The organism is Arthrobacter sp. MSA 4-2, assembly GCF_016405885.1.
Lineage (GTDB): Bacteria > Actinomycetota > Actinomycetes > Actinomycetales > Micrococcaceae > Arthrobacter_D.
Genome location: NZ_JAEKGC010000003.1, coordinates 1 through 19690, shown reverse-complemented (window position 1 = coordinate 19690; position 19690 = coordinate 1). Strand labels below are relative to the sequence as shown.

The window sequence follows — 19690 nt, the reverse complement described above, 5'->3', positions numbered from 1 at the left end:
ATGCTGCCCCAACCGGTTGCCCTTCCGGAATCCGCCACCGGACCGGTCTGTGGCCTTACACTTCCCTCAACACTGCACGAGGAGAGACGTGACACGTATTGGCATCGTGGCCGAAATGGGCCAGGAGACGCGGGTGGCGGCAACGCCTGCCACGGTGAGGCAGCTGCTGGAACTGGGCTACGACGTCGTGGTCGAGAAGGGTGCGGGGGAGTCGGCCTCGTTCCGGGATGACGCGTACACCGCCGCCGGCGCCGTCATCGGGGGCGCCACTGAGGCGTGGGGCAGCGACGTGGTGCTGAAGGTGAACCCGCCCACCGGGGACGAGATCGACCGGCTGGCCGAGGGCGCGACCCTGATCGGCATGCTGAGCCCCGGCCTGCGTCCGGACCTGGTGGAGGCCCTGGCGGCGCGCCCGATCACCGCGCTCGCCCTGGATGCGGTGCCGCGGATCTCCCGGGCGCAGTCGATGGACGTCCTGAGTTCGATGGCGAACATCGCCGGCTACCGGGCGGTCATCGAGGCCGCGCACGAGTTCGGCAGGTTCTTCACGGGGCAGGTGACCGCGGCGGGGAAGGTGCCGCCGGCCAAGGTGCTCGTCGCCGGAGCCGGTGTGGCGGGCCTCTCCGCGATCGGGGCCGCCAGCAGCCTCGGCGCAATCGTGCGCGCGACGGACCCGCGGCCCGAGGTGGCCGACCAGGTGAAGTCCATCGGCGGAACCTACCTCCCGGTCGAGGTCGGCGAGGAAATGACGTCCTCCGACGGGTACGCCAGGGCCACCAGCGAGGCCTACAACGCCCGGGCCGCGGAAATCTACACCGACCAGGCGCGCGACGTGGACATCATCATCACCACCGCGCTCATCCCCGGACGTCCCGCGCCTAGGCTGCTCACGGCGGCGGACGTGGCGGGCATGCGACCGGGCAGCGTGATCGTCGACATGGCGGCAGGGCAGGGCGGGAACGTCGAGGGCTCGGTGGCCGGGGAACGGGTGGTCACCGACAACGGCGTGGTGATCCTCGGCTACACGGATCTTCCGGCCCGCCTGCCGGCCCAAGCCTCCCAGCTGTACGGGACGAACCTTTTGAACCTGCTTCGGCTCCTGACCAAGGACAAGGACGGGCAGCTGAGGATCGACTTCGACGACGTGGTGCAGCGCTCGGTCACGGTGGTGCGGAACGGGGAGAAGACCTGGCCGCCGCCACCGGTCCAGGTCTCCGCGGCGCCGGCCTCGGCCGCCCGCGCGGAGGGACCCGCTGCCGAAGCCACCGCGGCGAAGCCGGGGCTCAGCGCTGCCGGCAAGGCCGGCCTTCTCGCTGCCGGCATCGCGGTGCTGTTCCTGGTCAACGCCGTGGCTCCGGCGCCGCTGCCGCAGCACTTCACGGTGCTGATGCTCTCGGTCGTGGTGGGCTTCTACGTGATCGGGAAGGTCCACCACGCCCTGCACACACCGCTGATGTCGGTCACCAACGCCATCTCGGGCATCATCGTCATCGGGGCGCTGCTCCAGGTCACCTCAAGCGACCCCCTGGTGCAGGCCCTTGCCGCCGCCGCGGTCCTGCTGGCGAGCATCAACATCTTCGGCGGGTTCGCCGTCACCCGGCGCATGCTCGGAATGTTCGCCCGCGGCGATCGGTCACGACCATGACCCCGGGAGCAGCAGCAACACTATCGAGGAGTGGAGACGTGTCGAATGCCGTTGCCGGGCCGTTTACCGCAGAGTCCGTTGCGGGTGCGGCCTACATCGTCGCGGCCCTGCTGTTCATCCTCAGCCTCGCCGGTCTGAGCAGGCACGAGAAGGCCCGGGCAGGCGTCCTCTACGGCATCGCCGGCATGGCACTCGCGCTCGCGGCCACCATCTGGCTGACCCTTGAGGGCGTCCTGGGCACGGCGCGGGGCTCGACCGGCCTGGTCCTGCTCGCGGCCGCCGTCCTGGTCGGCGGCGGCATCGGGCTCTGGCGCGCCCGTGTTGTGGAGATGACCGGCATGCCCGAACTCATCGCCCTGCTCCACAGCTTCGTCGGCCTTGCCGCGGTCCTGGTCGGCTGGAACGGGCACCTCCAGGCCCCCGCCCTGGCCGGGGACCTGATGGCGGTTCACCATGCGGAGGTGTTCATCGGAGTGTTCATCGGTGCGGTGACGTTCACCGGGTCGATCGTCGCGTTCCTCAAACTCTCCGCCCGGATAAAGTCAGCCCCGCTGATGCTGCCGGGGAAGAACGCCATCAACCTCGGCGCCCTTGCCGCGTTCGTCGCCCTGACCGTCTGGTACGTCAACGACTCCCGGCTGGAACTGCTCATCGCCGTCACCGTGCTCGCCTTCGGACTGGGCTGGCACCTCGTGGCGTCCATCGGGGGCGGGGACATGCCCGTCGTCGTCTCGATGCTCAACAGCTACTCCGGCTGGGCCGCGGCCGCGGCGGGGTTCCTGCTCAACAACGATCTGCTCATCATCACCGGCGCCCTGGTTGGATCCTCCGGCGCCTACCTTTCCTACATCATGTGCCGGGCGATGAACCGCTCGTTCATCTCCGTGATCGCCGGCGGGTTCGGCATCGCTCCACCGTCAACGACGGACGCCGAGCAGGGCGAGTACCGCGAGATCACGGCCCGGCAGACCGCCGAGCTGCTCCTCGACGCCTCGAGTGTGGTGATCACCCCCGGATACGGCATGGCAGTGGCCCAGGCCCAGTACCCCGTGGCCGAGCTCGCCCACCAACTGCGCGCCCGCGGGGTGACCGTTCGATTCGGCATCCACCCGGTCGCCGGACGCCTACCCGGGCACATGAACGTCCTGCTCGCCGAGGCCCGGGTCCCCTACGACATCGTGCTGGAAATGGACGAGATCAACGACGACTTCGACGGGACCTCGGTGGTCCTCGTGATCGGAGCCAACGACACCGTGAACCCGGCCGCGGCCGAGGACCCCGGCAGCCCCATCGCGGGCATGCCCGTGCTGCGCGTCTGGGAAGCGGACAACGTCGTCGTCTTCAAGCGCTCAATGGCAGCAGGCTACGCCGGCGTGCAGAACCCCCTGTTCTTCCGCGACAACACCTCAATGCTCTTCGGCGACGCCAAACAACGCGTCGAGGACATCCTGCGCAGTCTTCCGGAGGACTCCCCGCCCTCCCCGCTGGCCGGCTCCGCCGCACCCGGCCAGCACTGACTCCGGTTCCGCGGGCCGGATCGCTGCCCCGCCGGGGTCAGGCCTGCGGGAGGCCGCCGGGGACCAGTGCGCCGCGCGCCGCCCCGACCATCCCCTCGACAGCGCGGGCCAGGTGCACGCCGCGGTCGTTGACCCCGTCCCAGCGCACCAGCGCCTGGGCGTTCAGGCCGTCGATCATGCCCAGGATCTGCCAGGCGACGGACGCCGCGTCCGGGGTCTCGAACTGCCCCGCCGCGATTCCCGCCTCGACGACGTCCTGCAGCACCGCCTGCCAGGCGTCCATCTGGCTGCGCACGCTGGCGGCGAGTGCCTCGTTCCGGCGGCCGAGGGTCCAGGCCTCAACCCAGACCGCGGTCACGTCGAGGCGCGCCCCGTCCAGCAGCGTGTCCAGGAGCAGGGCGAGCCGCTGCGGCGGGTCCGGGAGCCGGGCCAGCAGGGCGGCGACCTCCGCCGTTTCGGCCGCGACGATGGTGGTGAAGGTGTCCGCCACGAGCGCGTCGACGTTGGGCTGGTAGTGCGCGACGAGGCCGGAGGCCACACCCACACGCGCGGCCACGCTGCGCAGCGTGATCGCGGCAAGGCCCCGCTCCAGGGCCAGTTCCCGTGCGGCTTCGGCGATTTCGGCGGCGCGCTCGGACGGTGCTTTCCGGGCCGCGCGCCTCGGAGGAGTGCTTGACATCACGCTTCAGTCTAAAGTAGTTTTCAACTCTATTGATCACTTGATCAATAACAGGATGTGCAGTGCCGCTGCGGATCCGCCGAGGGCCTTCAAGCCCCGGCGCCGGACGGCCGCACGGGAGTAAGGAGCCGCGAATGGCCTGGAGGATGCCGGCCGAGACCGCACCCCACGAACGCACCTGGATGGCGTTCCCCCGGGCGGGGCTGACCCTCGGCGCGGATGCCGCGTCGGCAGCCGAAGCCTATGCGGCGTGGACCGCCGTCGCACACGCGGTCGCCGAGTTCGAACCGGTCACCATGGCGGTCGACCCCAGCGAAATGGTGCGTGCCCGGAACCTGCTCGGCAGCGGCATCGAGCTCCACGAGGTTCCCCTCGACGAGTTCTGGATGCGCGACGTCGGGCCGACCTTCGTGCTCGACGACGAGCGCCCCGGCGTCCTCGGCGCGGTGGACTGGACCTTCAACGGCTGGGGCGCCCCCGCCTGGTCCGAATGGGAGAAGAGCGCGGAGATGGCCCGCGTGGTCGCAGCGCAGAGCGGCGCCGAACTCATCAGCTCGATGCTCGTCAACGAGGGCGGGGCGATCCACGTCGACGGCGCCGGGACGGTCCTCGTCACCGAGACGGTCCAGCTGGATCCGGGCCGGAACCCCTACGCGGACAAGGCCCGCGTCGAGGCGGAACTGGCGCGCACTCTCGGCGCCACGAAGACCATCTGGGTGCCCCGCGGCCTCACCCGCGACTACGAGGACCTTGGCACCCGCGGGCACATCGACATGGTTGCCACCCTGCCCTCGCCCGGCCGGGTCCTGCTTCACCTCCAGTCCGACCCAGGGCACCCCGACTTCGAGGTCAGCCGCACCCTAGCGGCCTTCCTCGAGACCCAGACGGACGCCGCAGGCAAGCCCTTCGAGATCCTCCCGCTGCCGGCGCCTGCCACCCTGCGCGACAGCGAAGGGTTCGTGGACTGGAGCTACGTCAACCACCTCGTGGTCAACGGCGGCGTGATCGCCTGCGGCTACGGGGAAGAACGGGCCGACGCGCTGGCCGCGGAGATCCTCGCGGAGGCCTACCCCGGACGGCGGGTAGTGACCGTGGACGCCCGGCCGATCCTGGCCCGCGGCGGGGGCGTCCACTGCATCACCCAGCAGCAGCCGGCACTGGGCGGAGGGGACGCCTGATGGCCCGGTTCGACGTCGTCGAGGCCTCCATTGCGCAGCTGCGCGCCGCCCTGGAGTCCGGGGAGACGAGCAGCGAGGACCTCACTCGGGCCTACCTCGCGCGGATCGAGGCCTACGACCGGAGCGGCCCCCGGCTGAACGCGGTCGTGGTGTCCAACCCGCAGGCCCTGGACGACGCCCGGGCCTCCGATGAACGGCGTGCCCGCGGCGCCGTGCTCGGACCACTGGACGGCATCCCGTACACCGCCAAGGACAGCTACCTGGCCGAGGGGCTCACGGCCGCCGCCGGCTCCCCGGCCTTCGAGCACCTCACCGCCCAGCGCGACGCCTTCACCATCGAACGCCTCCGGGGCGCCGGCGCGGTCCTGATCGGGCTGACGAACATGCCCCCGATGGCCAACGGCGGCATGCAGCGCGGACTCTACGGGCGCGCCGAAAGCCCATACAACGCCGACTACCTCCCCGCAGCGTTCGCCTCCGGATCGTCGAACGGCTCGGGCACGGCGACCGCGGCGAGCTTCGCGGCCTTCGGCCTCGGCGAGGAAACCTGGTCCAGCGGACGGGCGCCGGCCTCAAACAACGCCCTGTGCGCCTACACGCCCTCCCGGGGAGTGATCTCGGTGCGCGGCAACTGGCCGCTGGTGCCCACCATGGATGTGGTCGTTCCGCACACCCGCTCCATGGCCGACCTGCTTGAGCTGCTCGACGTGATCGTCGCCGACGACGCCGAAACCCGCGGCGACTTCTGGCGCACCCAGCCGTGGGTGGAGATCCCGCCCGTGTCGGACCTCCGCCCGCCGTCCTACCCGGCGCTGGCCCCGGCAGGGCCGGACGGCGCCCGAGTGGCTCTTGAGGGCCGGCGCTTCGGGGTGCCCCGCATGTACATCAACGCCGATCCGGAGGCCGGCACCGGCGAAAATCCGGGCATCGGCGGGCCCACCGGACAGCGCATCGACACGCGCCCCTCCGTGATCGCCCTCTGGGAGGCCGCCCGCCGCGACCTCGAGGCAGCCGGCGCGGAGGTGGTGGAAGTCGACTTCCCGGTGGTCTCCAACTACGAGGGCGACCGCCCCGGCGCCCCCACTCTCGCCACCCGCGGACTGGTCAGCCCCGACTACCTTGAGCGCGAGATCACCGACCTCTCGTCGTGGGCGTGGGATGACTTCCTGAAGGCCAACGGCGATCCGGCCCTCGACACCCTGGCGGCGGTCGACGGCGCGGCGATCTTCCCGGCCCCCGAGGGTGCGCTGCCGGACCGCTACGACGGGTTCGACGACGACATCGCCACCTACCCGGACCGCGTCCGCGACCACCCGGTGGAGTCCTTCCTCGCGATCCCACACCTAGCCGAGGGCCTGCGCGGGCTCGAGGAAACCCGCCGCGTCGACCTTGAGGACTGGATGGAGCGCCTCGGCCTCGACGCCGTGCTCTTCCCCGCGGCCGCCGACGTCGGACCGGCGGACATGGACGTCAATCCCGCCTCGGCCGACCAGGGGTGGCGCAACGGGGTCTGGGTCGCCAACGGCAACCTGGTGCCGAGGCACCTGGGCATCCCGACGGTGACCGTACCGATGGGCACGATGGCCGATACCGGCATGCCCGTCGGACTCACCTTCGCCGGCCGGGCCTACGACGACGCCGCCCTCCTGGGGCTCGCCGCCGCCTTCGAGGCCACGGGCCGGCGCCGCACGCCGCCGCCGAGGACCCCGCCGCTGGGCTGAATGGCACAGTGAACCGCTGAGCCGCGGCTCAGCGGTTCACCGTCGACATGTCCGCATACCGGTCCCCGACCGGCGCGGCGACCGCGCTGAGCGCGGCGAGGTGATCACCCGAGAGCTCGAGGGCCTCGGCGGCGATATTTTCCTCGAGGTGCTCGATCCTGCGGGTGCCCGGAATGGGCGCAAGGTCACCATCCTGGGCGAGCAGCCAGGCGAGGGCCACCTGCCCGGGGGTCGCTCCGACCTGCCGCGCCACGGCGTCGACCTGTTCGACAATCCGGATGTTCGCTTCGAGGTTGTCCCCGGCGAAACGCGGGTTGTAGCGCCGGACGTCCGCCTCGTCGAGCTGGTCGAGGCTGCGAATGGTCCCGGTAAGGAATCCGCGGCCCAGGGGCGAGTACGGAACGAACCCGATGCCGAGTTCGCGCACCAGCGGGAGGATCTCCTGCTCGGGGTCGCGGGTCCACAGTGAGTATTCGGTCTGCAGCGCCGTCACCGGGTGCACGGCGTGGGCCCGGCGGAGGGTGGCCGGCGCCGCCTCGGACAGGCCGATATGCCGGATCTTTCCCTGCTCGACCAGTTCGGCCAGGGCGCCCATCGTTTCCTCGACGGGGACGGCGGGGTCCATCCGGTGCTGGTAGTACAGGTCGATGTAGTCGGTGCGGAGGCGCCGCAGCGACCCCTCGACCGCCAGGCGCACATTCGCCGGGCTGCCGTCCAGGCCCCGCTCGCCCGAACCGGTGTGGCGGATGACGCCGAACTTGGAGGCGATCACCACCCGATCCCGCCGGTCGGCGAAGGCCCGGCCCAGCAGTTCCTCATTCGTGTACGGACCGTAGATCTCGGCCGTGTCGAACAAGGTGATGCCCAGGTCGAGCGCGTGGTGGAGGGTGCGCACGGCGGCGTCGTCGTCGGTGCCGCTGCCGGTGTAGAAGGCCGACATGCCCATGCAGCCGAGGCCCAGCCGCGAGACCTCCAGGTCCTGTCCCAGGGTGAGGTGCTTCATTTCGACGCCTTTCGGTGAGGTTTTCGGGCAAGCCTAGACCGGTGTGGCGGGCCCGGTCTTTAGTCCACCTCCTCCCCGCCGGAATATTTCTTGCACACCGTGCAACTTTTGGCGTAACGTCAAAGCGTGCAAACGGTTGAGGACGCGGTGGAGCCCCCGGAGCCTGTCGGCCGTCGGGAGCAGAACAAGATCGACACCCGCCGGGCGATCGCCGAGGCCGCGCTCACCCTCGCCCGCAGCAAGGGGGCCGGATCGTTCACCGTGGACCAGATCGCGGCCCGGGCCGGTGTCTCCCGGCGCACCTTCTTCAACTACTTCCACAGCGCCGAGGAAGCCCTGAACGTCAGCACCGAGTCCTTCCTCGAACTCGCCATCTCCAGTTTCTCCCGGCGCCCGGCGGGGGAGCCGCTGCTCGACGCCATGATCGCCGCGCTCGCGGCCACCGCCAAGGTCCAGGACCTCGCCGTGCATGGCGAGCTCTTCCGCATGGCGGCGGGCAGCCCGGAACTGCTGCGGGCCCAGCTGCACGCCTGGGAACGGGCGGAAGCCCGGATCATCGAGGCCGTCACCCACCACCTCCAGGGCGGCGCGTCGCCCCTCTACGTCAGCGCCCTCGTCGGCTCGGTGCTCTCCTGCGCCAAGGCGGCGATGCACGACTGGGCCGCCGACGACCCCGACCGGCACGGGGACGCCGGTGCCGCCCTCGAGGAGCGCATGGTGCTGGCGCTCTCAATGCTCCGGGACGGCTTCGCACACCCCGCCTGATCCGCACACGCCCACCCCACCTCCGTCACCCAAGGACACTTCCAATGGCATTTCTGCTCTACCGGCTCGGCAAGTTCGCCTACCGCAGGCGGTGGTGGGTCGTCTCCGCCTGGCTGACGGTGATGGTGGCCGTGGGTGCCTCCGCCGTCTTCTTCTCCGGCACCCTCACCAACAACTTCTCCATCCCCGGCACCGAGTCCCAGCGGGTCGCGGACCAGCTGCGGCGCGAACTGCCCGAGGCCGTCGGCGGCACCGGGACGGTCGTCTTCCGGACCGATGACGGCGCGGCCTTCACCCCGGACCAGGAGTCCGCGGTCCGGGAGGCCCTCGCCGGCGTCGCCGGCCTCGACGGCGTGAGGTCGGTCGTCGACCCCTTCGCCGTGACGGAGCAGCTCGAAGGCGGAAGGGCCGAACTCGAGAGCGGAAGGGCCGACCTCGCCTCCGGGGAGGAGCAGCTCGAGGCCGGCCGGGCCGGGCTTGAGCAGGGCCAGCAGGAGCTCGACGCCCAGCGGGACCAGCTTGAACATAGCGCACCCTCCCTGCCGGGTCCTGCTCTGGATGCCGCCCGGGCCCAGCTGGCCGCGGGGCAGGAGCGCCTCGACGCCGGCCGGGCCGAGCTCGAGGGCAGCGCCGCCGAACTCGAACAGGGCCGCACCGAGCTCGAACTGGCCGAACGCCGCCTCGAGGCCTCCTCGGGCGTCCGGCTGGTGGCGGACGACCGCTCCGCCGCCGTCGCCAGCGTCCAGTTTGAGAAGTCAATCAACGCCGTGTCCCCGGAGCTGCGTGAAGCCGTGCAGGAGGAGGCCGCGGCCGCCGCAGGTGGCGGCGTCACCGTGGACTACAGCAAGGACATCGTCGAGGACGTCTCCGAGATCTTCGGCTACGCCGAGATCATCGGCCTGCTCGTCGCCGCCCTGGTCCTTGTCCTCATGCTGGGTACGCTCGTCGCCGCGGGCCTGCCGCTCCTGATGGCCGTGATCGGCGTCGGCGTCGGGGTGGGCATCACCTTCGCCCTGTCAGGGATCATCGAGATGAACAGCATCTCCCCGGTCCTGGCGCTGATGCTGGGCCTGGCCGTGGGCATCGACTACTCCCTGTTCATCGTGAACCGGCACCGCACGCAGCTCCTGCACGGGATGGGGCTTGAGGAGTCGGTCGGCCGGGCCACGGGCACCGCCGGCAACGCCGTGCTCTTCGCAGGGCTCACGGTCGTAGTCGCGCTGGCAGCGCTCGCCGTGCCCGGCCTGCCGTTCCTCACCGTCATGGGCCTGTCCGCCGCGGGAACTGTCGCCGTCTCGGTGCTCGTGGCCCTGACCCTCACCCCGGCCCTGCTCGCCGTTCTCGGCACCCGGCTCATCTCCGCGCGGGCGTGGGCCCGCAACGCCAGCCGGTCCGGCGGGGCCTCCTCGGAGGAGGAGCAGCGGACCCAGGACCGGCGGGCCGAGCGCGGCCGCGGCTGGGGCGGGTTCGTCACCCGCAGGCCCGCCCTTACCCTCGTGGCAGGCATCCTGCTGCTCGGCGCCATCGCGGTCCCCGCGGCCCAGCTGCGGGTCGGCCTGCCCGACGGCGGATCCGAGCCCGCCGACTCCACCGCCTTCCAGGCCTACAGCACCGTCGACGAGAAGTTCGGAGAGGGCGCCAACGGGCCGCTGATCGTCGTCGGGGCGATGCCCGCAACCGCGGGCGAGGCCGAACTGGCCGAACTGCAGCTCGACGTCAACGACCTGCTGGCGGACATCCCGGAGGTCGCCGCCTCGATTCCCGCCTCGGTGAGCGCCGACGGGCGCACCGCCGTCTTCCAGGTGCTTCCGGAGGAGGGGCCGGCCAGCGAATCCACCGAGGACCTCGTGCGCACCCTGCGCGCCTCCTCCGACGACATCGAGGACCGGACCGGGGTCTCCGTGTCGGTGACGGGCCAGACGGCCGCGAACATCGATGTCTCGGCCCGGCTGATGGAGGCCATGCCGCTGTACCTGGGCATCGTCGTCGGGCTTTCGCTGATCCTGCTCCTGCTGGTGTTCCGCTCGGTGCTCGTGCCGCTCATCGCCACCGCCGGGTTCCTGCTCTCGCTGCTGGCGAGCTTCGGGGCCACCGTGGCGATCTACCAGTGGGGCTGGTTCGGGGACCTCTTCGGCGTGACCAACCCCGGGCCGATCCTGAGCTTCCTGCCCATCATCCTGATCGGGGTGCTGTTCGGCCTGGCGATGGACTACCAAATGTTCCTCGTCTCGGGGATGCGCGAGGCGTACGTCCACGGCGGAGGCGCCCGGGCCGCGGTGCGGGTCGGTTTCAGCCACGGCGCACGGGTCGTGACGGCCGCGGCGATCATCATGGTGTCGGTGTTCGCCGGCTTCGTGTTCTCCCACCTCACCATGGTCCGGCCGATCGGGTTCGGGCTGGCCTTCGGGGTGCTCCTCGACGCCTTCGTGGTGCGCATGACGCTCGTGCCCGCCGCGATGTACCTGCTGGGCCGGAAGGCCTGGTGGCTGCCGCGCTGGCTGGATAAGATCCTGCCCGACGTCGACGTCGAGGGGGCGAAGCTCACCCCGCGGCCCGAGCCCCAGCGGGAGGCCGTGCCGGCAGCGGGCTGACCGCCAGGCGTACCGCTTCGCGACCGAGCGGCCCGAAAGCGACCGCCGCACCTGATATATCCGGCGCGGCGGTCGTTTCGTATGCAGCGGCCGCTTTCGGGGTCGCGGATGGGGTCCCGACGCCCCCGGACGCACGCCCTCCGGAGAAACGCCGGAGGACCACATGGTGGCCCTGGTTAACCATCTCACCATGTGGACGGATTCAGTCCCAGCGGCTGGACCTCAATACGCTTGTCTGGGCAGTTTTCCCTTGACTGCCGCCCCCCCCTCTGTGAAAGATGCAGGCCATTGAACCTATTGCGCACAAAATCGATTGAGCAGTCGATAGCAGACTCTGACGAAAAGGGGCGCAGGCTCAAGCGTTCCCTGAACACGTGGGACCTCATGATCATGGGCGTTGCCGTGGCCGTGGGTGCGGGGATCTTCTCCGTCGGGGCCCAGGCGGCGGCGTTCAACGCCGGACCGGCCGTCACCATCTCCTTCGTGCTCGCCGCAATCACCTGCGCGCTGGCCATCATGTGCTACGCCGAGTTCGCCACCGCGATCCCCGTGGCCGGCAGCGCGTATGTCTTCACCTACGCCACCATGGGCGAACTCGTCGCCTGGGTCATCGGCTGGAACCTCATCCTCGAACTCCTTATGGCCGCGGCCGTCATCGCGAAGTTCTGGGGCATCTACCTCAGCGATCTGTTCGCGGTGCTCAACCTCGACGTGCCCTCGGAGATCAGCTTCTTCGGTCTTCCCCTTTACTGGGGGCCGCTGCTGATCGTCGCCATCTTCACCGCCGTGCTGGTGCTGGGCACCAAGCTCTCGGCCCGCGTGAACAGCGTGTTCACCGTCATCAAGATCGCGATCGTCCTCTTCGTCATCGTCGTCGGGTTCTTCTACGTCAGCCCCGAAAACTACACGCCGTTCGTGCCCGAATCCCAGCCGCCGGCCGACACCGAGGCCAAGTGGGCCGACCAGCCCTTCCTGTCCTTCCTCTCCGGGGCCACCCCGTCGGCGTTCGGCTTCACCGGAATCATCTCCGGCGCCGCGCTGGTCTTCTTCGCCTTCATCGGGTTCGACGTCGTCGCGACCTCCGCTGAGGAGGTCAAGAACCCGAGCCGGACCCTGCCGCGCGGCATCTTCGCCGGCCTGGCCGTGGTCACGGTGCTCTACATCCTCGTGACCCTCGTCGTCACCGGCATGGTCTCCCACACCGAGCTCGGCGAGTCGGGCGCACCGTCCCTGGCGACGGCCTTCCAGCTCGTCGGCGCCGACTGGGCCGCCGGCGTCATCTCGATCGGCAGCCTCATCGGCCTGACCACCGTCATCATGGTGCTGCTCATGGGCCTGGCCCGGGTGGTCTTCGCCCTCAGCCGCGATGGGCTGATGCCCCGCTTCCTGAGCCGCACCTCCGAGAAGCGCGGCACCCCGGCCCGCACGCAGATCCTCTGCGGCGTCGTCGTCGCCCTGCTCGCCGGGTTCACCCAGGTCGAGATCCTCGCCGAAATGATCAACATCGGCACCCTCTCCGCCTTCATCATGGTCAGCGTCGGCATCCTCGTGCTGCGGCGCAAGCGACCCGACCTGTTGCCGGCGTTCCGGGTGCCGTTCGGCAAGATCATCCCGATCGTGTCGGCACTGCTGTGCATCTACCTGATGCTCAACCTCGCCACGATCACCTGGGTGTTCTTCGCCGTGTGGCTGGTCGCCGGATTCGCCATCTACTTCGCGTACGGCTACCGCCACTCCCAGCTCAATGCGAATACCGCAGCGGGCTCGTCCGAACCGGAGGCTGACGAGATGGTCGGCGCCGGGACGCGCTGACGCCTCCGTTCACGACGGACGCACCCCGAAACGACGAACGCACCCGGAAAACCGGGTGCGTTCGTCGTTTTCTGGCGCGTGCGGCGCGAAAGGGCTCCTAGTACAGGGCCGCTTCCGACTCCGACGCCGGAGTCTCGCCGGAGCCGAGGTTGGCCCGCAGCTTGGCGCCCAGGTCGGCGTCGACGTTGGTCCAGTACTGGATGGCCCGCTCGCGGATATCGGAGCTGACCACGCCGCCGACGGCGCCGGTGATCGTCTCGAGGAACCGGGCCCGGGCCGCGTCGTCGAAGACCTCGCGGTAGAGCGTGCCGGCCTGGCCGAAGTCGTCGTCCTCGGCGTGCAGGGTGTGGGCGGCGCGCACGAGCTCGCCGTCGTTCTCCCAGCCGCCGTGCGGGCCGTACAGCGAAGGGTCGGCCGCGGGACCGCCCACCGAGTTCGGCGCGTACACCGGAGTGGAGGCGGAGTTGAAGTGGTACCGGCCCGCGCCGTCCTTGGAGTAGCTGCGCACCTCGCTCTTGGGCATGTTCACCGGCAGCTGGGCGTGGTTGGTGCCCACGCGGTAGCGGTGCGCATCGGCGTAGGAGAAGATGCGAGCCTGCAGCATCCGGTCGGGGCTGGCGGCGATGCCGGGCACGAAGTTCGACGGCGCGAAGGTCGCCTGCTCGATCTGCGCGAAGTAGTTTTCCGGGTTGCGGTTCAGGGTGAGCTTCCCGACCGGGATCAGCGGGTAGTCCGCGTGCGGCCAGACCTTCGTGAGGTCGAAGGGGTTGAACCGGTAGTCCTTGGCATTGTCGTAGGGCATGACCTGGACCTTGAGGTCCCAGCTTGGGTGGTTGCCCTTGGCGATGTTCTCGGAGAGGTCGCGCAGGTGGTGGTCGGCGTCCGAGCCGGCCAGGGACTCGGCCTCGTCGACCGTGAGCGTCTCGTGGCCCTGGTTGGACTTGAAGTGGTACTTGACCCAGAACTTCTCGCCGGCCTCGTTGATCCACATGTAGGTGTGCGAGCCGTAACCGTTCATAGTGCGCCAGGAGGCGGGAAGGCCGCGGTCGCCCATCAGCCAGGTCACCTGGTGCGCGGATTCCGGGCTCAGGGTCCAAAAGTCCCACTGCATGTCGGCGTCGCGCAGGTTGGTGCCCGGAAGGCGCTTCTGCGAGTGGATGAAGTCCGGGAACTTGATGCCGTCGCGGATGAAAAAGACGGGGGTGTTGTTGCCCACGAGGTCGTAGTTGCCCTCGGAGGTGTAGAACTTCAGGGCGAAGCCGCGGGGGTCGCGCCAGGTGTCGGGGGAGCCCTGCTCGCCGGCGACGGAGGAGAAGCGCAGCAGCGTCTCGGTGACGGCGCCGGTCTGGAACAGGGCCGCCTTGGTGTACATGCTGACGTCTTCGGTGGTCTCGAAGACACCGAAGGCTCCACCGCCCTTGGCGTGGACGACGCGCTCGGGGATCCGCTCGCGGTTGAACTGGGCGAGCTTCTCGATCAGGTAATGGTCGGTCAGCGGGATCGCTCCGTCGCGGCCGATCGCTGACGAGTTGCTGTCGTCGACGACGGGCGCCCCGGACTGCGTAGTGCTGAAATTGGCGTTCACTGTGCTCCTGTTTCTGTGGTGCTGCTGGGGTAAATCGTTGGGCCGGCGGCGGGGGCGCGGCAGTCAGCGCAGAGCCCCTGGTAGAGGACGTCGGCGATCTGGATGGTCATTCCGGCCGAGCCGGGGGACCACTGCGGGGTCAGGCAGGGGGCGTGGCCGACGGCGCACTCCACGTCCTCGATCCGTCCGCAGCCCGTGCACACGGCGTGGTGGTGGTTGTCACCGACCCGGGTCTCGTAGCGGGCGGGAGAGTGCGGGGTTTCGATGCGGCGCAGCAGGCCCAGGGCCGTCAGGTCGGCGAGGATGACGTACACCGACTGCACGGCGATGTGCGGCAGTTCCTGGCGCACGGCCGCGGCGGCGTCGTCGGCGGTCGCATGGGGGGAGCGCTCGACGGCGCTGAGCACGGCGAGGCGCTGCCGGGTCACCCGGCGTCCGTGGCCGCGCAGCTCCTGCGACCACTGCGCCTCGCGCGCGGTGGGGTGCGGAGCGGTGTCGGTCATGGAGGGAGTCAACCACCAATTCTGAGGAATTCATAATAAGGTCCGTCTAACTTGCGTGCCGCGGCAGGGCGTGGCTAGGTACGGTGGAACGATGGATTTATTGCGGCGGGCATGGGCCTGGACACTCGATTATGCGTACGTCGGCTTTTGGCAGCTTCACGGCCTCCTCGTGCGCGACGACCCGGCCCGGTACCTCGTTGCCGGCCCGGAGCCCTCCCGGGGCCCGGCGAAGCTGCCGGTGCTGCTGATCCCGGGCGTCTACGAGCCCTGGCAGTTCATGCGGCCGGTCGCCGCCCACCTGCACCGGGCCGGACATCCGGTGCACGTCGTGGAAAAGCTCGGCTACAACCGCGGCAGCGTGCCGGCGATGGCCGCGCTGGCCGCCGAATACCTCGAGGAACGCGACCTCCGCGACGTCGTCATCGTCGCCCACAGCAAGGGCGGGCTGATTGGCAAATACCTGATGACCCTGCCCGGAAGCCGGGCCAGCCGGCTCGTCGCCATCAACACCCCCTTCTCGGGCTCGTTCTACGCAAACTTCTTCGTCCTGCCGAGCATCCGGGCCTTCGCTCCACGGAACCGCACCCTGGTCTCGCTTGGGAGCAACCTCGAGGTCAATTCCCGCATCACCTCGATCTACGGGCGCTTCGACCCGCACATCCCCGGCGGCAGTTTCCTCAAGGGGGCGCGCAATATCCAGCTCGAGACCATGGGCCACTTCCGGCCGATCGCGGACCGCCGGGTGCTGAAGATGGTCGACGAGGCGATCGCCGCCGCCGAGTAGCGCCGGCGGGCGTAACCTTCGGCGGTCCCGACCTCGGTAGTTGCCGATGCGAACCACATCGCCGCTACACTTTTGGAGTGCCCAGACTCCTTGCCGACATCACGCCACTGAAGGAGAGCAGGGCCTTCCGCCGGCTCTACATCGGCACGACCCTCTCGGCCACCGGCACCCAGCTCACCCTGGTGGCCGTCAGCCTCCAGGTCTACGCCCTGACCTCCTCGAGCCTGAGCGTTGGCCTGTTGGGACTCTTCGCGCTGGTGCCGCTGGTGGTGGCCGGGCTGTACGGCGGGGCGATCGCCGACGCCCACGACCGCCGGACGGTGGCGCTGTTCTCCGGGTTCGCCCTGTGGCTGACGACCATCGCCATCGCCGCGCAGGCCTGGGCCGGCCTGAACAACGTCTGGCTGCTGTACCTCCTGGTCGCGGTGCAGAGCGGTGCGGCCGGCGTCAACCAACCCACCCGCAGTTCGATCATTCCGCGGCTCGTGCGGCCCGAACTCCTGCCTGCGGCCAATGCGCTGAGCATGCTCACCTTCGGCCTGGCGTTCACGGTGGGACCGCTGCTCGCGGGCGTGCTGGTTGCGCAGGTGGGCTACGCCTGGACCTACACGATCGACGCCGTCACGTTCACCGCTGCGCTCTGGGCCGTGTTCAGCCTCCCGCCCATGCCGCCCGAGGGGCCGACCCGGCGGGCCGGGCTGTCCTCGGTGCTCGAGGGGTTCCGGTTCCTGGGCACCCGCCCGAACATCCGCATGACCTTCCTCGTCGACCTCGCCGCCATGATCCTGTCCCAGCCGCGGGCGCTGCTGCCTGCCATCGGCGCCGTCCTGATCGGCGGCGGGGAATTCACCGTGGGCATCCTGCTCGCGGCCGTGGCGTTCGGCTCGGTGCTGGCGGGACTGTTTTCCGGCCCGCTCGGCCGGATCCACCGCCAGGGGCTGGCCGTGCTGTGGTCCATCGTGGGCTGGGGTGCCTCGGTGAGCGCCTTCGGCCTCGTGGTCGTCGCGGCCGGAGCCACCGGACCCGGCGCCGGCGGCGCGGTGACGCCCTGGATCATCCCCGCCGCGCTCTGCCTCGTCCTCGCCGGCATCTCGGACTCCGTCAGTTCGGTGTTCCGCAGCACCATCCTGCAGTCCGCCACCCCCGATGCGATGCGCGGGCGGCTGCAGGGCGTCTTCATCGTCGTCGTCGCAGGAGGCCCGCGCCTGGGCGACATGGTCGCCGGCGGTGGCGCCGAGTGGCTGGGGGAAGGCTGGACGCCGGTGATCGGCGGCCTGCTGTGCATTGCCCTCGTGGGCCTGCTTGCGAGGTGGCAGCCCCGTTTCGCCCAGTACGATTCGCGCAACCCGCAGGCCTGAAAGCGCTGCCCGTGCCGCGTCGACCGTGCCCTCGGGCCGGCCGCAGAATCGGTGGAACGGAGCGCCGCGCCCGGCCGTTCTCCCTAGACAAGACCCCTGAAGGAGATCCCGTCCAGTGCACAGACACTTCAACGGAGCCAAGACCGCGCTGTTGTTCGGCTCGCTCATGGGACTGTTTCTGCTCTTCGGGGCGGCCATCGCGGGCGCCACCCGGAACTCGTCCTTCCTGCTGATCTTCGCCCTCATCGGGGTCGGCTCTGTCGCCTACAGCTACTGGAACAGCGACAAGCTGGCGATCCGCAGCATGCGCGCGGTCGAGGTGAGCGAGCAGCAGGCGCCGGCGATGTACCGGATCGTGCGCGAGCTCAGCGCGCGGGCGAACCAGCCCATGCCGCGGCTCTACATCTCTCCGACCCTCGCGCCCAACGCCTTCGCCACCGGCAGGAATCCGCAGAACGCCGCGGTGTGCTGCACCCAGGGCATCCTGCAGCTGCTCAATGAGCGCGAGCTGCGCGGGGTGCTCGGGCATGAACTCATGCACGTCTACAACCGCGACATCCTCACCGGCTCCGTCGCCGCCGCCGTCGCCGGCGTGATCACCTCGCTGGCCCAGATGTTCGCCTTCACCGGCCTGATGGGCGGGAACCGCAGCTCCGGGGGCAATCCGATCGCCGCGCTGCTGCTGGCCTTCCTCGCCCCGGTGGCGGCCGGGCTCATTCAGATGGCGATCGGCCGGACCCGGGAGTACGACGCCGACGAGGACGGCGCGCGCCTGACCGGCGATCCGCTGGCGCTGGCCTCGGCGCTGCGCAAGCTGGAGCTGGGAACGCAGCGGGCGCCGCTGCCGCAGGACCAGCGGCTCGTCAACACCTCGCACCTGATGATCGCGAACCCCTTCCGGGGCGGAGGAATGCAGCGCCTGTTCGCAAGCCACCCGCCCATGCCCCAGCGGATCGCGCGGCTCGAAGGGATGGCCGGCCGGCCGCTCGGCCGCTGACCTCGGCCTAAGCCCTCACTGGACGGTTCGCCACTCGGCAGCCGCAGGGACTGGCTCGGCCGCGCGGGACCGAGCGAGATGGGCGAGCTGACGGCCCCGGAGATATCCTCCGGTCGTGATGCCAAGCACGGCGACAACGGCTCCCGCCCGGCCCAGTCCGGCGCTGTCCCTGCCTGTGCCCCAATCCCGGAGTCCGGACAGGACGGCGCGGGGAAGGATCCTCCGGACATAGTGCCGTTCGGAACGCAGGGCGCGTTTGTGGCCCACAAGATGGCTCACCTGGGCTTTCGAGAGCCCTTCTGACCAGGCTCGTGCCGCCATGTATCGAAAGGTTCCCCTGGCGGCGGGGACGTGATGGTGGACCACGGCGGTCGGATCGTAGACGATGCGCGAGCCCGGTGACGCGATGGTGGCCCGGATGCAGATTTCCGTCTCCTCACAGCCGAGTGGCTTGAGGATCTGTCGGCCAAGGTCCTGGTTGAAACCGCCGACATGCTCGAGGATGTCCCGCCGGAAAGACATGTTCGCACCGATCAGGTTGCGGACTTCGGTGGCCATCCGCGGCAGGCCCCGGTGGCTGCATCCCACGATCCAGTCGAGTTCCTCGCTGAAGTACCCGGGACGCCCCGCCTCCCAGACCGGGTCGACGTGCCCACCCACGGCGAGCACATCGGGATCGTCGTAGAACGAGATCAGGCGTTCAAGCCAGTCCGGGGCCGCCTCGGCGTCGTCGTCGAGGAAGGCAACAATGTCCGACGTCGCGTGGGCGATTCCGGTGTTGCGCGCGCCGGCCAGCCCGGGCTGGCCGGTGCTCTCCACGATCGTCACGGCACTGAAATTCGCGATGAGGTGCTTATAAAGGTCCTTGTTATGGTCCACGACAAGAATGATCTGCTGCGGGGGCACCGACTGGGCCCGTACCGACTCGACGACACGGGCCATGAGCGGCAGGCGGTCCTGGGTGTAGGAACAGATGACCACGGAAACAGTAGGTCGTACTCCAGTGGGCGACATGTCAGGCACCTTCCGCGAGGGTGAGCACGCTACGGGGATCGGTTGGAGTCCGTGAGTGCCGGACGCTGGGATAGGTGTATTTCACCCGCCGGAGCGCTTCGGGGCGGGCCCCGCCGGTGGGCGCGTCCCAGGCGGCGCACTCCCGGGCGAGGGTGCGCAGCACCCTCCACCCGTCACGGAAAGTCTGCAGATTGGAGGCTCCCGAAATCCGGTTCAGTTCCATGCTCGGAACCTCCGCGATACGAAGTCCTCCCCGCGCCGCCTTCACGATCAGTTCCGTCTCGATCTCGAATCCCTCGGATTCCAGCTGCAGGACCTCAAGGCACTCCCGCCGGAAGGCGATGTAGCCGTAGCAAAGGTCGGAGTAGTTGCTGTGGAGGACCACGTTGGCCAGCCCGGTCAGGGCGCGGTTTCCGGCCTCCCGCAGCCAGGTCAGGTCCTCGGAGCCGCCTCCGGTCACATGCCGGGAGCCCTTGACGAAGTCGAAGTCGTGCTGGAGCGGGGAGACGAACCAGCCGATCTCCTGCGGGTCCATGCT

At 69.7% G+C, this 19690-nt stretch carries 16 protein-coding genes; 10 read left to right on the top strand and 6 right to left on the bottom strand.

Annotation, left to right across the window (positions count from 1 at the left end; all coding sequences use genetic code 11):
- Nucleotides 1-88: 88 nt before the first annotated feature.
- Together I6N91_RS03640 and pntB are read left to right on the top strand one after the other, a co-directional pair.
- Nucleotides 89-1645, top strand: a complete 1557-nt coding sequence (locus tag I6N91_RS03640) for a Re/Si-specific NAD(P)(+) transhydrogenase subunit alpha (RefSeq protein ID WP_198810754.1) — start codon at nucleotides 89-91, stop codon at nucleotides 1643-1645.
- Nucleotides 1642-3162, top strand: a complete 1521-nt coding sequence (pntB, locus tag I6N91_RS03635) for a Re/Si-specific NAD(P)(+) transhydrogenase subunit beta (protein WP_198810752.1) — start codon at nucleotides 1642-1644, stop codon at nucleotides 3160-3162. Before I6N91_RS03640 ends, pntB begins: the two co-directional genes overlap by 4 nt.
- Nucleotides 3163-3199: 37 nt before the next feature.
- Here the strand turns inward: pntB and I6N91_RS03630 are convergent, their stop codons facing one another.
- Nucleotides 3200-3841 (bottom strand): TetR/AcrR family transcriptional regulator, encoded by a 642-nt coding sequence (locus I6N91_RS03630; RefSeq protein ID WP_198810744.1) that lies wholly within the window; start codon nucleotides 3839-3841, stop codon nucleotides 3200-3202.
- Nucleotides 3842-3975: 134 nt separating this feature from the next.
- On the opposite strand from I6N91_RS03630, the gene I6N91_RS03625 reads away from it, so the two are divergent.
- The gene (locus I6N91_RS03625; RefSeq protein ID WP_198810742.1) at nucleotides 3976-5019 is read left to right on the top strand and encodes an agmatine deiminase family protein; all 1044 of its coding nucleotides are present in this window, start codon (nucleotides 3976-3978) and stop codon (nucleotides 5017-5019) included.
- Nucleotides 5019-6740 carry an amidase gene (locus tag I6N91_RS03620; protein ID WP_198810740.1) on the top strand — a complete coding sequence of 574 codons (1722 nt, stop codon included), beginning with the start codon at nucleotides 5019-5021 and terminating at the stop codon, nucleotides 6738-6740. The genes I6N91_RS03625 and I6N91_RS03620 overlap by 1 nt, the downstream gene beginning before the upstream one ends.
- A gap of 28 nt (nucleotides 6741-6768) precedes the next feature.
- On the opposite strand, the gene I6N91_RS03615 is transcribed toward I6N91_RS03620, so the two are convergent.
- Nucleotides 6769-7743 carry an aldo/keto reductase gene (locus I6N91_RS03615; protein WP_198810738.1) on the bottom strand — a complete coding sequence of 325 codons (975 nt, stop codon included), beginning with the start codon at nucleotides 7741-7743 and terminating at the stop codon, nucleotides 6769-6771.
- 126 nt (nucleotides 7744-7869) lie between these two features.
- On the opposite strand from I6N91_RS03615, the gene I6N91_RS17455 reads away from it, so the two are divergent.
- The 3 genes from I6N91_RS17455 (at nucleotide 7870) to I6N91_RS03600 (ending at nucleotide 12911) form a co-directional block, all read left to right on the top strand.
- Nucleotides 7870-8508 (top strand): TetR/AcrR family transcriptional regulator, encoded by a 639-nt coding sequence (locus I6N91_RS17455; protein ID WP_198810736.1) that lies wholly within the window; start codon nucleotides 7870-7872, stop codon nucleotides 8506-8508.
- Between the two features lie 44 nt (nucleotides 8509-8552).
- On the top strand, nucleotides 8553-11099 hold the full coding sequence (locus I6N91_RS03605) for an MMPL family transporter (protein ID WP_198810734.1): 2547 nt from the start codon (nucleotides 8553-8555) through the stop codon (nucleotides 11097-11099).
- A 288-nt stretch (nucleotides 11100-11387) separates the two neighbouring features.
- Nucleotides 11388-12911: an amino acid permease gene (locus I6N91_RS03600; protein ID WP_198810732.1), complete on the top strand. Its 1524-nt coding sequence runs from the start codon at nucleotides 11388-11390 to the stop codon at nucleotides 12909-12911.
- A 97-nt stretch (nucleotides 12912-13008) separates the two neighbouring features.
- On the opposite strand, the gene I6N91_RS03595 is transcribed toward I6N91_RS03600, so the two are convergent.
- Complete coding sequence (locus I6N91_RS03595) at nucleotides 13009-14496, bottom strand: catalase (RefSeq protein WP_198810730.1); 1488 nt, start codon at nucleotides 14494-14496, stop codon at nucleotides 13009-13011.
- Complete coding sequence (locus tag I6N91_RS03590) at nucleotides 14493-14999, bottom strand: Fur family transcriptional regulator (RefSeq protein WP_198810728.1); 507 nt, start codon at nucleotides 14997-14999, stop codon at nucleotides 14493-14495. Before I6N91_RS03590 ends, I6N91_RS03595 begins: the two co-directional genes overlap by 4 nt.
- A gap of 91 nt (nucleotides 15000-15090) precedes the next feature.
- Here I6N91_RS03590 and I6N91_RS03585 point away from each other — a divergent pair, with 91 nt between their 5' ends.
- The 3 genes from I6N91_RS03585 (at nucleotide 15091) to htpX (ending at nucleotide 18138) form a co-directional block, all read left to right on the top strand.
- Entirely contained in the window at nucleotides 15091-15783 is a 693-nt protein-coding gene (locus I6N91_RS03585) for an alpha/beta hydrolase (protein WP_198810726.1), read from the top strand.
- A 77-nt stretch (nucleotides 15784-15860) separates the two neighbouring features.
- Nucleotides 15861-17141 carry an MFS transporter gene (locus I6N91_RS03580; protein WP_198810724.1) on the top strand — a complete coding sequence of 427 codons (1281 nt, stop codon included), beginning with the start codon at nucleotides 15861-15863 and terminating at the stop codon, nucleotides 17139-17141.
- A gap of 115 nt (nucleotides 17142-17256) precedes the next feature.
- Nucleotides 17257-18138 carry a zinc metalloprotease HtpX gene (gene htpX, locus I6N91_RS03575; RefSeq protein WP_198810722.1) on the top strand — a complete coding sequence of 294 codons (882 nt, stop codon included), beginning with the start codon at nucleotides 17257-17259 and terminating at the stop codon, nucleotides 18136-18138.
- 15 nt (nucleotides 18139-18153) lie between these two features.
- Here the strand turns inward: htpX and I6N91_RS03570 are convergent, their stop codons facing one another.
- A complete protein-coding gene (locus I6N91_RS03570) occupies nucleotides 18154-19152 on the bottom strand; it encodes a glycosyltransferase family 2 protein (protein WP_198810720.1) in 999 nt (332 codons plus the stop codon).
- Nucleotide 19153: 1 nt separating this feature from the next.
- The coding region (locus tag I6N91_RS03565) for a glycosyltransferase family 2 protein (RefSeq protein WP_198810718.1) at nucleotides 19154-19690 on the bottom strand (537 nt) is incomplete at its 5' end.

What these genes read in the sequence shown, in the direction of transcription:
- pntB (WP_198810752.1), top strand. Translation starts at nt 1,642, where the DNA reads ATGACCCCGGGAGCAGCAGCAACACTATCGAGGAGTGGAGACGTGTCG.
- I6N91_RS03630 (WP_198810744.1), bottom strand. Translation starts at nt 3,841, where the DNA reads ATGTCAAGCACTCCTCCGAGGCGCGCGGCCCGGAAAGCACCGTCCGAG.
- I6N91_RS03625 (WP_198810742.1), top strand. Translation starts at nt 3,976, where the DNA reads ATGGCCTGGAGGATGCCGGCCGAGACCGCACCCCACGAACGCACCTGG.
- I6N91_RS03620 (WP_198810740.1), top strand. Translation starts at nt 5,019, where the DNA reads ATGGCCCGGTTCGACGTCGTCGAGGCCTCCATTGCGCAGCTGCGCGCC.
- I6N91_RS03615 (WP_198810738.1), bottom strand. Translation starts at nt 7,743, where the DNA reads ATGAAGCACCTCACCCTGGGACAGGACCTGGAGGTCTCGCGGCTGGGC.
- I6N91_RS03605 (WP_198810734.1), top strand. Translation starts at nt 8,553, where the DNA reads ATGGCATTTCTGCTCTACCGGCTCGGCAAGTTCGCCTACCGCAGGCGG.
- I6N91_RS03590 (WP_198810728.1), bottom strand. Translation starts at nt 14,999, where the DNA reads ATGACCGACACCGCTCCGCACCCCACCGCGCGCGAGGCGCAGTGGTCG.
- I6N91_RS03585 (WP_198810726.1), top strand. Translation starts at nt 15,091, where the DNA reads ATGGATTTATTGCGGCGGGCATGGGCCTGGACACTCGATTATGCGTAC.
- I6N91_RS03570 (WP_198810720.1), bottom strand. Translation starts at nt 19,152, where the DNA reads ATGTCGCCCACTGGAGTACGACCTACTGTTTCCGTGGTCATCTGTTCC.